Annotated in this window: 12 protein-coding genes; 6 read left to right on the forward strand and 6 right to left on the reverse strand. The window is 71.3% G+C overall.

The genetic code is table 11. From position 1 onward, the window contains the following. Positions 1-80: 80 nt before the first annotated feature. Complete coding sequence (locus tag ACIRP2_RS24405; protein ID WP_404253600.1) at positions 81-1,301, reverse strand: acetyl-CoA C-acetyltransferase; 1,221 nt, start codon at positions 1,299-1,301, stop codon at positions 81-83. Between the two features lie 130 nt (positions 1,302-1,431). Continuing rightward, positions 1,432-2,598, reverse strand: coding sequence for an SGNH/GDSL hydrolase family protein (locus ACIRP2_RS24410; RefSeq protein WP_404253761.1), 1,167 nt, complete (start codon positions 2,596-2,598; stop codon positions 1,432-1,434). Between the two features lie 155 nt (positions 2,599-2,753). Here ACIRP2_RS24410 and ACIRP2_RS24415 point away from each other — a divergent pair, with 155 nt between their 5' ends. After that, positions 2,754-4,160, forward strand: a complete 1,407-nt coding sequence (locus ACIRP2_RS24415; RefSeq protein ID WP_404253602.1) for a cystathionine beta-synthase — start codon at positions 2,754-2,756, stop codon at positions 4,158-4,160. Between the two features lie 368 nt (positions 4,161-4,528). On the opposite strand, the gene ACIRP2_RS24420 is transcribed toward ACIRP2_RS24415, so the two are convergent. Beyond that, complete coding sequence (locus ACIRP2_RS24420; protein ID WP_404253604.1) at positions 4,529-5,359, reverse strand: helix-turn-helix transcriptional regulator; 831 nt, start codon at positions 5,357-5,359, stop codon at positions 4,529-4,531. Between the two features lie 186 nt (positions 5,360-5,545). On the opposite strand from ACIRP2_RS24420, the gene ACIRP2_RS24425 reads away from it, so the two are divergent. Beyond that, positions 5,546-6,307, forward strand: coding sequence for an SDR family oxidoreductase (locus tag ACIRP2_RS24425; RefSeq protein ID WP_404253606.1), 762 nt, complete (start codon positions 5,546-5,548; stop codon positions 6,305-6,307). Between the two features lie 32 nt (positions 6,308-6,339). On the opposite strand, the gene ACIRP2_RS24430 is transcribed toward ACIRP2_RS24425, so the two are convergent. Continuing rightward, a complete protein-coding gene (locus tag ACIRP2_RS24430) occupies positions 6,340-6,759 on the reverse strand; it encodes a hypothetical protein (RefSeq protein ID WP_404253608.1) in 420 nt (139 codons plus the stop codon). A 228-nt stretch (positions 6,760-6,987) separates the two neighbouring features. On the opposite strand from ACIRP2_RS24430, the gene ACIRP2_RS24435 reads away from it, so the two are divergent. Both ACIRP2_RS24435 and ACIRP2_RS24440 read left to right on the forward strand, forming a co-directional pair. Beyond that, positions 6,988-7,506 (forward strand): SigE family RNA polymerase sigma factor, encoded by a 519-nt coding sequence (locus ACIRP2_RS24435; RefSeq protein ID WP_404253610.1) that lies wholly within the window; start codon positions 6,988-6,990, stop codon positions 7,504-7,506. After that, positions 7,499-8,182 (forward strand): hypothetical protein, encoded by a 684-nt coding sequence (locus ACIRP2_RS24440; protein WP_404253612.1) that lies wholly within the window; start codon positions 7,499-7,501, stop codon positions 8,180-8,182. The genes ACIRP2_RS24435 and ACIRP2_RS24440 overlap by 8 nt, the downstream gene beginning before the upstream one ends. A gap of 390 nt (positions 8,183-8,572) precedes the next feature. Here ACIRP2_RS24440 and ACIRP2_RS24445 read toward each other — a convergent pair whose 3' ends face one another. Beyond that, on the reverse strand, positions 8,573-10,018 hold the full coding sequence (locus ACIRP2_RS24445) for a purine-cytosine permease family protein (RefSeq protein WP_404253614.1): 1,446 nt from the start codon (positions 10,016-10,018) through the stop codon (positions 8,573-8,575). A 412-nt stretch (positions 10,019-10,430) separates the two neighbouring features. Here ACIRP2_RS24445 and ACIRP2_RS24450 point away from each other — a divergent pair, with 412 nt between their 5' ends. Together ACIRP2_RS24450 and ACIRP2_RS24455 are read left to right on the forward strand one after the other, a co-directional pair. Beyond that, positions 10,431-11,282: a MurR/RpiR family transcriptional regulator gene (locus ACIRP2_RS24450; protein WP_404253616.1), complete on the forward strand. Its 852-nt coding sequence runs from the start codon at positions 10,431-10,433 to the stop codon at positions 11,280-11,282. 131 nt (positions 11,283-11,413) lie between these two features. After that, positions 11,414-11,980, forward strand: coding sequence for a hypothetical protein (locus ACIRP2_RS24455; protein WP_404253618.1), 567 nt, complete (start codon positions 11,414-11,416; stop codon positions 11,978-11,980). Between the two features lie 10 nt (positions 11,981-11,990). Here the strand turns inward: ACIRP2_RS24455 and ACIRP2_RS24460 are convergent, their stop codons facing one another. Continuing rightward, positions 11,991-12,365 carry a hypothetical protein gene (locus ACIRP2_RS24460; RefSeq protein WP_404253620.1) on the reverse strand — a complete coding sequence of 125 codons (375 nt, stop codon included), beginning with the start codon at positions 12,363-12,365 and terminating at the stop codon, positions 11,991-11,993. Between the last annotated feature and the right edge of the window lie 11 nt (positions 12,366-12,376).

The following is a 12,376-nucleotide window of genomic DNA, read 5'->3' on the forward strand; positions in this document are numbered from 1 at the left end:
GTGTGGTCGCGTTCGCTTCGCTTCCGCTGCGGGCAGGTGCCGCCCTCGTTCCTCGGGCGACCCCTACCCTCCGCTGCAGCTCAGCTCAGCCGCTCGATGACCATGGCCATGCCCTGGCCGCCGCCCACGCACATGGTTTCCAGGCCGAACTGCTTGTCGTGGAACTGCAGGCTGTTGATCAGGGTGCCGGTGATCCGCGCGCCGGTCATGCCGAAGGGGTGGCCGACGGCGATGGCGCCACCGTTGACGTTGACCTTCTCCAGCGGCAGACCGAGGTCGCGGTAGGAAGGGATCACCTGGGCGGCGAAGGCCTCGTTGATCTCGGCCAGGTCGATGTCGTCGATGGTCAGCCCGGCCCGCTTCAGCGCCTGCCTGCTGGCCTCCACCGGCCCGTACCCCATGATCTCGGGGGAGAGGGCGGAGACGCCGGTCGAGACGATCCTGGCCAGGGGGGTCAGGCCCAGCTCGCGCGCCTTGGTGTCGGACATGATCACGAGCGCGGCGGCGCCGTCGTTGAGCGGGCAGCAGTTGCCCGCGGTGACCCGGCCGTCGGGACGGAAGACCGGCTTCAGGCCCTGCACGCCCTCCAGGGTGACGCCCGCGCGCGGCCCGTCGTCCTTCGAGACGACCGTGCCGTCCGGGGTGGTGACCGGAGTGATCTCGCGCTCCCAGAAGCCGTTCTTGAGGGCTTCCTCGGCGAGGTTCTGCGAGCGCACGCCGAACTCGTCCATGTCCTGACGGGTGACGCCCTTGAGCCGGGCCAGGTTCTCCGCGGTCTGCCCCATCGCGATGTACGCGTCCGGGACCAGGCCGTCCTCGCGCGGGTCGTGCCAGTCGTCACCGCCCTGCTCGGCGCGGGCCGCGGTGCGGGCCTCGGCGTCGGCGAACAGCGGGTTGTGCGTGTCCGGCAGGCTGTCGGAGTTGCCCTTCACGAAGCGGGACACCATCTCGACACCGGCCGAGATGAAGACGTCGCCCTCGCCGGCCTTGATGGCGTGCAGTGCCATCCGGCTGGTCTGCAGGGAGGACGAGCAGTAGCGGGTGACCGTACAGCCGGGAAGGTGGTCCATGCCCATCTGCACGGCGATGATGCGGCCCAGGTTGTTGCCCTGCTCGCCACCGGGGAGACCGCAGCCGAGCATCAGGTCGTCGATGTCCTTCGGGTCCAGCTCGGGAACCCTGGCCAGCGCGGTCTGGATGATCGTGGCGGTCAGGTCGTCCGCACGCAGGTCCTTCAGCGAACCCTTGAAGGCCCGGCCGATGGGGGAACGGGCAGCAGAGACGATCACGGCTTCGGGCATCACGCGGCTCCATGAGGGCTGGAAGGCGGGTTCTGGCAGGTGCTGACTTGGAAGTTACCTGTACGTAGATGCTGGGTCACCGGGGAGCGCATGTGACGCCGACCTCTTTTCTAAGCGACCGCTCAGTCGATCAATTGGCCGGGAGGTTGTGGGCCTCCCCGCTCGTCTCCTCGCTCGTCCCGCCGTGCGACTGCCCGTCCGGCCGTCCGTGCGGCTCTCCGTACGGTTCCCCGTGTGTCTCCGCGGGCGCCTGGGTGCGCGGGCCCACGCGTGGGTCCTCGTGAGCGTCCCCGTGCGCTCCCGGCTCCGGCTCTCCCTGCGTCTCCGGCTGCGGATGGGGCTCCGTGGCCGCGGGCAGACGACGCCGCCTGCGGTGCTTGAGGAGAGCCCAGGGCGCCCGCGCCCCCGTGACCTCCGTACCGGCCTCCCTGGCCGCCTGGGAGGCTGCCTCGGCCACCGGCAGCATGTCCTCGCGCCGGGCCCCGTCCAGCCGGTCGGACTCCGGCCAGAGCCCAAGGACCGCGCAGAGCGTGGGCAGGACCGCCATCGCGGCCGTGGCGTACCCCTCCGCCGACGGGTGGTAGTTGTCCGGCCCGAACAGCTCCCGCGGATTCGCCTCGAACTCCGGCCCCAGCAGATCGCCCAGCGACACCGTGCGCCCGCCCTGCTCGACCGAACCGATCGTCTGCGCCGCCGCCAGCTGTCGGCTCACCCGCCGGGCCAGCCAGCGCAGCGGCTGATAGACCGGCTCGATGGTGCCGAGATCAGGGCACGTGCCGACCACCACCTCCGCGCCCGCGGTACGCAGCCTGCGCACCGCGGTGGTCAGACAGCGCACCGACTGGGTGGCGGGCATCCGGTGCGTCACGTCGTTGGCCCCGATCATGATCACGCAGACGTCGGGCGTGCGGGACGGATCGGCGAGCAGCAGCGAGACCTGCCGCTCCAGATCGTCCGACCGGGCGCCCGGCTGTGCCACATTGCGCAGGTCCACCGGCCGTTCCGACACGGCCGCGAGCCCCGACGCCAGCAACGCCCCCGGCGTCTGCCCGGCCCGGCGCACCCCTTGTCCGGCCGCCGTCGAGTCGCCCAGCAGCCCCAGTCGCAACGGGTCCGCCGGGCCGGCGAACGCCACCCCGTACCGCCCGTCCGCGCTCGGCGGCACCGGCGCGATGCCGCCGCCCACCTGCCGTTTCGCCAGTTGGACCTCCGCCAGCAGTACGCCTACCGCCGCCGCGCCGAGCAGCCCGATGCTGCCGCCGCCGTAGGCCGCGCCCGCTGCGATCCGCCGTGCCACCCTTGCCCTCGACACAGTCCGGTCCACCTCCTCGTTGCCGTACCGCCGTACATACAGCTAACTGCCCCGTGGCGACCGTCGCTCAATCGCTTCGCCCAATCTCGCGCCCGTACGCATACCCTTGCCGGACCATCTCGGAGACCCCGGAGTACACGGTGCAATTCCACGATTCGATGATCAGTCTCGTAGGCAATACCCCGCTGGTGAGGCTGCGCAGTGTGACGGCCGGCATCCAGGCGACGGTCCTGGCCAAGGTCGAGTACTTCAACCCCGGCGGTTCGGTCAAGGACCGCATCGCCCTGCGCATGATCGAGGCCGCCGAGCAGAGCGGCGAACTGCAGCCCGGCGGCACGATCGTCGAGCCGACGAGTGGCAACACGGGCGTCGGCCTGGCGATCGTCGCGCAGCAGAAGGGGTACAAGTGCATCTTCGTCTGCCCGGACAAGGTGTCCACGGACAAGATCAATGTGCTGCGCGCCTACGGTGCCGAGGTCGTCGTCTGCCCGACGGCCGTCGACCCCGAGCACCCCGACTCGTACTACAACGTCTCCGACCGGCTCGTCCGTGAGACGCCCGGCGCCTGGAAGCCCGACCAGTACTCCAATCCGAACAACCCGCGTTCCCACTACGAGACCACCGGTCCCGAACTGTGGGAGCAGACGGACGGGAAGATCACCCACTTCGTCGCGGGTGTCGGCACCGGCGGCACCATCAGCGGTACCGGCCGCTATCTGAAGGAGGTCAGCGGCGGCTCGGTCGAGGTCGTCGGCGCGGACCCTGAGGGCTCGGTCTACTCCGGCGGCTCCGGACGGCCGTACCTCGTCGAGGGCGTCGGCGAGGACTTCTGGCCGAGCGCGTACGACCGGACGGTCACGGACGAGATCGTCGCCGTGTCCGACAAGGACTCCTTCCAGATGACCCGCCGCCTCGCCAAGGAGGAGGGGCTGCTGGTCGGCGGCTCCTGCGGCATGGCGGTCGTCGCCGCCCTGGAGGTCGCGAAGCGGCTGGGCCCGGACGACGTGGTCGTCGTGCTGCTGCCCGACAGCGGCCGCGGCTACCTGAGCAAGATCTTCAACGACGAGTGGATGGCCGACTACGGCTTCCTGGAGGACACCGGTCCGTCCGCGCGGGTCGGGGACGTGCTCGACCACAAGGACGGCCCGATCCCGACGCTCGTCCACATGCACCCCGAGGAGACCGTCGGCGAGGCGATCGACGTGCTGCGCGAGTACGGCGTCTCGCAGATGCCGATCGTGAAGCCGGGCGCGGGCCACCCGGACGTGATGGCCGCCGAGGTCATCGGCTCGGTCGTGGAACGCGAACTGCTGAACGCGCTGTTCGCGCAGCGCGCCTCCCTCTCCGACCCGCTGGAGAAGCACATGTCGCCGCCGCTGCCGCAGGTCGGCTCCGGCGAACCGGTCGAGGACCTGATGTCGGTGCTCGGCGGCACGAACGCGGCGGACGCGGCGATCGTGCTGGTGGAGGGCAAGCCGAAGGGCGTGGTCAGCCGGCAGGACCTGCTGGCGTTCCTGGCCAAGGACGCGGCGACCGGGAAGCCGTGACGGCCGGGAAGGCGCGGTGGCCGGCGAGGTGTGACGGCCCGCGAGGCCGGGCTTCGCGAAAACGGTACGAGCGCGACACGTACGCGCAGCACCGGCTTAACACGGGTCCGGCACATTGATGGGTGTCGGCGGGGGAGCCCGCCGGCACCCGATACGGCGACACGGACTACGGAGCGGCTCCCGGACCTCCACCGTCGCCCGGACGCGGTGACCGGCCCTGACCCGGACCGTGTCCCTCGCGGGGACCGCCGTCGTCCCGCCCCCTGGGAAACCGGGGGTGCGGCGGTCCCCGCGACGCATCCGTACGCCCGCGCGCGATAGCCGGTGCACGCCTGAACGCGCGTGACGCGCGACGTGCGCCTGAACGCTCACCCGGTCGGCGCGCCCGCCGAGCTCGCCAGCAGCGCGATGCGTTCCGCGGTCTCGCTGCCCGGCTCCGGGGTGTACACCACCAGGGACTGACCGGGGTCGCCCGGCACGCCGAGCGTCTCGTACGGGAGGGTCAGCCCGCCCGCGACCGGGTGGTCGATGCGTTTGACGCCGTATGTCTTCGCCTTCACCCGGTGGTCCGCCCACAGCCGGCGGAAATCCTCACTCTTCATGGACAACTCGCCTACGAGTGTGGCCAGTTGTCTGTCATCGGGATGCAGGCCCGCGTCCAGGCGCAGATGGGCGACCGTCTCCGCCGCCACCGCCGCCCACTCCGGATACATCTCCCGCGCCGCGGGTTCCAGGAACACCTGGCGCGGCATGTTGCGTTCGGCGGCGGGTATCCGTGAGAAGCCGACGACGGCGTCGCCCAGCGCGTTCCAGGCCAGCACGTCCATCCGGCGGCCCAGGATGAACGCCGGGGCCCCGCCGATCGTGTCCAGCAGCAGCCGCAGGCCCGGACGGACCCGCTGTGCGGCGGCCGGGGCGGAGGCGCGCGGCCTGGGGCGTGCCACGGTACGCAGGTACGCGTGCTCCGTCTCGTCCAGTCGGAGCACCCGGGCGATCGCGTCGAGCACGGCGTCCGAGACGCTCGGACCGCGCCCCTGTTCCAGCCGGATGTAGTAGTCGACGCTCACCCCGGCGAGCTGCGCGACCTCCTCGCGCCGGAGTCCGGGTACGCGCCGTCGGCCGTAGGCGGTGAGTCCCACGTCCTCGGGCCGAACGCGGGCTCGCCGTGAGCGGAGGAAATCACCGAGGTCGCCGTCCATGACACCGATGGTAGGAGAGGCGCGGACGCCGAACCTGGTACTGGCAGACCCAGGAACAACGCATCCCTGGGTGGCCGGGCGGCAGTCGCGCAGGGTGGAACCCGTCCCGGGGAGACCGCCCCGGGGCGGAAGAGGCCCGAGGGCTCGCAAGAGGCCCGAAGGCCGGAAGCACAAGGAGTACGGACCATGTCGTACGAGACCCTCGCGGGCCGCACCGCAGTCGTCACCGGAGCCGCCAGCGGAATGGGCGCCGCGACCGCCCGGCTGCTCGCCGCCCAGGGCGTGCGGGTGGCGCTGCTGGCCCGGCGCACGGAGCGGCTGGAGGAGTTGGCCGCCGCGATCGGGGCGGCGGGCGGTGAGGCGCTCGCGGTCACCACCGACGTCACCGACCAGGCATCCGTGGACGCCGCGGCCGAGCGGGTGCACAGCGTGCTCGGCCGGGTGGACCTGGTGGTCAACGCGGCCGGGGTGATGCTGCCGAACCCGGTGGACGCGGGCCGGACGGACGAGTGGCAGCGGATGCTCGACACCAATGTGGCGGGCGCGTTGCGCGTCATCCGGGCCTTCACGGCCGATCTGGTGGCGGCGGCGGCCGAGGGCCGCACCGCGGACCTGGTGAACATCTCCTCGATCGGCGCGCATGTCACGTTCCCGCACTACGCGGTGTACGGGGCGACGAAGGCCGCGCTCACGCACCTGTCGGCTTCGCTGCGCACGGAGTTCGGACCGCGCGACGTCCGCGTCACGAACATCGAGCCGGGTCTCACCGACACGGAACTGGCCGACCACATCGACAACGTCGAGCTGCGCGGCCGGCTCGACGGCATGTTCGGAGTGCTCGGGGCACTGTCGGGCGACGAGATCGCCGACCTCGTCGCCTACGCCACCAGCCGCGCGCGCCACATCAACCTGCGCCAGCTGATCGTGCTCCCGACCCGCCAGGCGTGACGCCCGGCGTCCTCGGGACCGTCCCGCGGCGCTCAGTCCTCCCAGTCGGACTCCGTGCGGCGGGGACGGCGCTGGAACCAGGGCCAACTCCGGGCCGCGTGCACGGCGTTGACGGCGACGATTCCGACCCAGGCGATGACCAGGCCCGCCGTATGGGCGGCCGCGGCGCCGATCGCCGACAGCGGGATGGCCAGGATCAGCGAGATGATCCCGAAGCCGTAGCGCTCACCGAAGTTCCCCATGGGCTGCGGCGGGCGCGCACCCCGCGCGACGCTCACCTGCTGCTCGGCGAGATGACGCCGCACGCGGCGGTCGAGCGTGGTGTCGAGGCGCTGCTCGACCTTCTCCAGGAAGGACTCGACGAGCGCGGACTCGTAATCCGAACCCAGCTCACTACGGGCGTGCAGGGTGGCATCGAGCTCGTTCTTGAGCTCAGGGTCACGGGTATCCATGTCCCTCACGGTACGAATCGGGGACGCCGGGGTCAGTGGGGCTAACCCCCCTCTTTCCTGCCGCCTCCTTCGGCCCTCCCGCGGCTGCCCCTTCGCCCCCTGCCGCTCTCCTGGTCCGGCCGCCTCGGAGTCGTCCGAAGGCCGTCCGGAAAGTCGTCCGTAACATCCGGCACAGCCGGAGCGTGTTCATGGCAAGAGCGTTTGTGGCGCGATGAACGGACGGGGACGATGCCGACGGGATCCGAGGATTTCGATGCCTTCTACACGGCGACGGCCAAACGCCTGGTGGCCACGGTCTATGCGGTGACCGGCGATCTGGCGGAGGCGGAGGACGCGGTGCAGGAGGCCTATGTGCGGGCGTGGCAGCGGTGGGACCGCCTGGCACGCGAGGGGGATCCGCTGCCCTGGGTGCGGACGGTGGCCGTACGGCTGGCGATCAGCACCTGGCGAAGGACGCGCAACCGCGTACGGGCGCACTTCCGGCACGGGCCGCCCACGGAGGTCCCCGGTCTCTCGGTGGACCGGGTGGCACTGGTCGGGGCACTGGGCGAGCTGAGCGTCGAGCAGCGCCAGGCCGTGGTCCTGCACCACCTGCTGGATCTGCCGGTCGAAGAGGTGGCGCGTGAGGCGGGAGTGTCGAACGGCGCGGTACGGACCCGGCTCCACCGGGCCCGCAAGATCCTCGGCGAGCGGCTCGCCGAAACCATAGTCACTGCCGGGCGAGTGGAGGGCGTTCACCATGGCTGAGGTCGAGGAACTGCTGGACGGCGTCGTGGTGCGGCTGCCCGCCGCCGAGGAGATCCGGGCGAGGGGGAGGCGGCGGTCGCGCCGCAGGGCCACGACGGTGGTGGTGTGCACGGTGGCGCTGATGGCGGCCGGGGCCTGGGCCGTGCTGCCGACCGGAGCGGATCAGCGCCAGAAGCACGGCACGGTCGCCACCGCGCCGGACAACCCGTTCCGCAAGGACGGTGTGATCCAGATGATGCGGGCGGACGAGGTGCCCCTCCACGGGACGTGGCACTGGAAGGAGGACGAGCGGCCGACCACCGGCGCCGGCTCGCAGGACGACCCCCTGCCGTACCTGGCTCTCGACGGTGCCTGCGCGGATGCGCCCCCTTCGGTGGGGGCGGTCGACGCGACCGGTTACACCCGGTGGTACACGGGCAGGGACGGAGCCGTGGCCCGGCAGTGCATCGTCGAGTACGACGACGGGGCCACGGCCCGGGAGCGGCTGAGGAAGACGGGCGACGCAATGGAATCGGGCGGACTGCGGCCGGCGCCGGGGAGCTCGGGGAAGGCGGAGGACGGGAGCGGCTCCTGGGCCGGAACGGTGGAGAGCGGCCGGACGCTGCGGGTGTTCACGCGGCGCTGGAACTCCTGGGTCTCGGTCACCGAGGTCCTGGACGGCGTGCGCCGTTCATGAGACGTCTTCGCCCTCACCCGGCGGCCCGCCCACAGCCGGCGGAGGTCGTCGCTCACGCCGCTGGTGGCCCGTGCCGCCGGCCGTGCGCGCCACATCGACCTGCGCCGGCTGATCGTGCTCCCGACCCGCCAGGCGTGACGCCCGGCGTGCTCGGGACCGTCCCGTGAGCCTCGGTCCTCCCCGTCGGATTCCGTGCGGCGGGGACGGTGCCGGAACCAGGGCCGGTTCCGGACGGCGTGCACGGCGTCGACGGCGACGATTCCGATCCGGGCGACGACCAGGCCCGCCGTACGGGCGGCCGCGGCGCCGATCGCCGACAGCGGGACGGCCAGGATCGGCGAGATGATCGCGAAGCCGTAGCGCTCGCCGGAGTTCCCCATGGGCTTCCGGCTACGTGCGGGCGGCCGCCGTACCGGCGGTCCCGGCCCCGCTGTCCTCGCCCGAGGCCGCCTGGGCGGGGAGGATCGTGTGCTCGGGAATGTGTGTGGTGTCGCGGCGGGCGAGCAGCCAGTACAGCAGTGCCGGTACGACCAGGCCGACCACCCACGAGATGTCCGCGCCGCCCAGCGGCCCGACCAGCGGTCCGGTGTAGAAGTGCGTCGCCAGGAACGGCAGCTGGGCGACCAGCCCGATCCCGTACACCGTCAGCGCGTCCCGGCGCCATGCGCCGTACCGGCCGTGCGGATCGGCGAGGGCAGGGATGTCGTACCGCTCCCGTGAGATCAGGTAGTAGTCGACCAGGTTGATCGCCGACCACGGGGTGAAGAAGGTCAGCAGGAAGAGCAGGAAGTCCTTGAAGGAGGCGAGGAAGCTGTCCTTGCCGAGCAGGGCGACGACCGTGCCGGCAAGCATGATGCCCGTGATGTAGAGAGCCCGGCCGCGTGGGGAGAGGGTCTTCTGGCCGCGGAAACCGCTGATGCTGGTCACCAGCGACATGAAGCCGCCGTAGGTGTTGAGGACGTTGATGGTCAGCTTGCCGAGCGCGATCACGAAGTACAGGAACGAGGCGATCAGGCCGGTCCCGCCCAGGGCGACGACATAGCCGACCTGGCCCGCCAGGAAGGCGTCCCCGGCGGTGGCCGCGACCAGCACGCCGAAGACCATGGACCACTGGGAGCCGAGCGCCGAGCCGGAGAGAGTCCACCAGAAGGTGGCGCGGGCACTGGTCGTACGCGGCAGATAGCGGGAGTAGTCGGCGACGTACGGGCCGAACGCCAACTGCCAGGATGCGGCGAGCGAGACCGCGAGCAGGAACATCGGCAGGTCGAAGGCGCGGTCGGCGAGGACGGCCCCGAGATCGATGCGGTCGAGCAGCCGTATGCCGAGATAGACGAAGGCGATCGCGCAGACCACCCCGGCGACCCGGCCGAGCATATGGATGACGCGGTAGCCGATCGCTGCCATCAGGGCGGTGACCAGCGCGAAGATGACGATGCCGGGTGTCTCGCCGAGGTGGGTGAGCTCCCCCACCGCCTGACCGGCCAGCACGCTGCCGCTGGCGAAGAAGCCGACGTACATCACGATCACCAGGGCCAGCGGAATCACCGCGCCCCTGACCCCGAACTGCGCGCGGGACTGGATCATCTGCGGCAGCCCCAGGCGCGGGCCCTGCGCGGAGTGCAGGGCCATCACGGCTCCGCCGAGCAGATTGCCCAGCGCCAGGCCGATGACCGACCAGAACGCGCCGCCGCCGAAGACGACCGCGAGTGCGCCGGTCACGACGGCGGTGATCTGGAGATTGGCGCCGAGCCAGAGCGTGAACTGGCTGAACGCGGTGCCGTGACGTTCGTCGTCCGGCACGACATCGATGGAGCGCTGTTCGAGCAGGCCTGCCATGGGTCGGGCTCCCTTCTTGAGGCTGAGACCGAGGTCGTGAACCGCCGTGGTGCCGTTCGGGAAGCGCTCGTCCACCGCGCCGAACCGATCAGGGGTCGTCCGCCGCCCCGGCTGCATATAGTCATGCAGAGTTCTTCTTTCTTGAATAGATTGTCAATACTTTGGAGCGAAACACTGGTTGCAGAGGCCCGAGGAGTGAGATGAAGCGCCTGGATGGGAGGGGTTTGCGCATGATGTCGTCCCATGTGACGGACTCCGGGGACTTCGGGGAGCCCTCGTCCGGGATCGCAGGCCCTTTCCGGGCTTTTGGCTCCGTCGGCCCCGTGGGCCGGGACCGGCCGCTCACCGATGATGGAGAGGTCGCGGCCGGGGAGCTGCTCGACCAGTACACGGGATCTTGGAGGGGGACGGTATGAGCGAGAGCAGCCCTGCCGCACGACTGCAGCAGCTCTTCGAGGGGCGCCGGCTGACACCGACACAACGGCGCATCGCGCACTCGATGGTGCGCAGGGCCGGGGACGTGCCGTTCCTGTCGAGTGTGGAGCTGGCCGAGCTCGCCGGGGTCAGCCAGCCGTCCGTCACCCGGTTCGCCGTGGCACTCGGGTTCGACGGCTATCCGGCGCTCCGCAAACACCTGCGGGAGGTCGCTCCCGCCGAGTCCGTACCGGGGGCCGACGGCGAAGAAGACGCGTACAACGAGTACCAGCAGGCCGTCCTCGGCGAGATCGAGAATCTGCGGCATCTGGCCGAACTGCTCGCCGACCCCGGGCCCGTCGAACGCGCGGGCAGGCTGCTGGCGGCCTCCCGGCCGCTGCCGGTGCTCGGACTGCGGGCCGCCTCCTCGCAGGCGCGCGGGTTCGGGTACTTCGCGGCCAAGGTGCATCCCGACGTGCGGGTGCTCGACGAGGGCGGCAGCATGCTGCACGATCGGATCGACGCCGCACGGCGGGCGGGTGCCACCGCGCTGATCTGCTTCGCGCTGCCCCGCCACCCGAAGGAGGTCGTGGACGCTCTCGCGTACGCCCGGGAACAGGGCCTGACCGTGGTGGCGGTCGCCGATTCGGCGTTCGCCCCGGTGGCCGCGCACAGCGACCTGCTGATCCCGGCCGCCGTCGGCACCGGGCTCGCCTTCGACACCGCGTGTGCGCCGATGCTGCTGGGGCGGGTGCTGCTGGAGGCGATGTGCGACGACCTGCCCGACGCGCAGGCGCGGCTGGAGGAGTTCGACGCGAGGGCCGTGGCGCGAGGACTGTTCGTCGAGTGACGGCGGTGGCGACGGCCCGGTGGGGATCAGGTGCTGAGGGCGGCCCCACCAACCGCGACGATTCTCAGACGCCACTCATGTACGGCTATTAATCTCCCGGCCCAGAAGGAGCGGCGGAGAGGGGTACGGACGTGGGGCGCGGAGCACAGTCGTTGGCGAGAGTGGCCGTGATCGTACGGGCCGGTTCCGCGCCGCTGTGGTGGCCGGGGCTGCTCGCCGCGGCGATCGGCGCACTGGTGCCGGGGCTCACCGGACGCCGGATCGGGCTGCTGGCCGGAGCGGCGCTGTTCCTGGTCACCGCGGCCGTGGTGGCGCTCGTGCGCGACCGCCGGTACGCGGAACTGGCCGGGGGCGCCACCCGCGCCGGACGGTCCGACTTCCTCCAGGACCGCGCCGTGACCGTGCGCAACTGGCGGCGCGGGCACCGGTGGTGGCTGCTCGGGGCCTTCCTGGCGGCGGTGGCGAGTGCCTTCCTGCTGCCCGGGGCCGGCGGCCTGGTTCTCGCGGGGGCGGGGGCCGGACTCTGGCTCAAGGCCGTCAGGATCGGTCAGCGCGAGCGCCGGGACGACGTCCTGTACTGGGTGCGGACCGACTGGGTGGAGCGCGGGCGGCCCGCGGGCAAACAGGTGAAGGGGTATCGGACGACCGGGCCGATGGCGGGCGACGCCACGCCCGGCGGGGCGCGGCGTCACCGTTGAGGCGGTCGGGTCAGACCTCCAGTTCGGCCTCGATCCGCTTCAGCTGATGGCGGGCCATCGCCAGGTTGGCGCGTTGCGCGTCCAGCACCAGGTAGAGGAAGAGACCGTTGCCGCCACGGGCCTTGAGCAGCCTGATCAGGTGGTACTGGGTGCCGAGCGTGATCAGGATGTCCTCGATCTCGTCCTTGAGCCCGAGGTGTTCCATGGTGCGGAGCTTGGAGCGTACGACATCGGTGTTGCCCGCCGCCGCGACCTCCAGGTTGAAGTCCTTGCCGCCGCCGAGGGTGCCCAACGCCATTCCGCTGGTGTAGTCGACGAGGGCGACAGCGACGGTGCCCTCGATGGACGACATCGCTTCCTTGAGGGACGCTTCGGTGTTCGCCATGTGCGGTCGTT

The sequence above is a fragment of the Streptomyces sp. NPDC101194 genome, assembly GCF_044767885.1.
GTDB lineage: Bacteria > Actinomycetota > Actinomycetes > Streptomycetales > Streptomycetaceae > Streptomyces.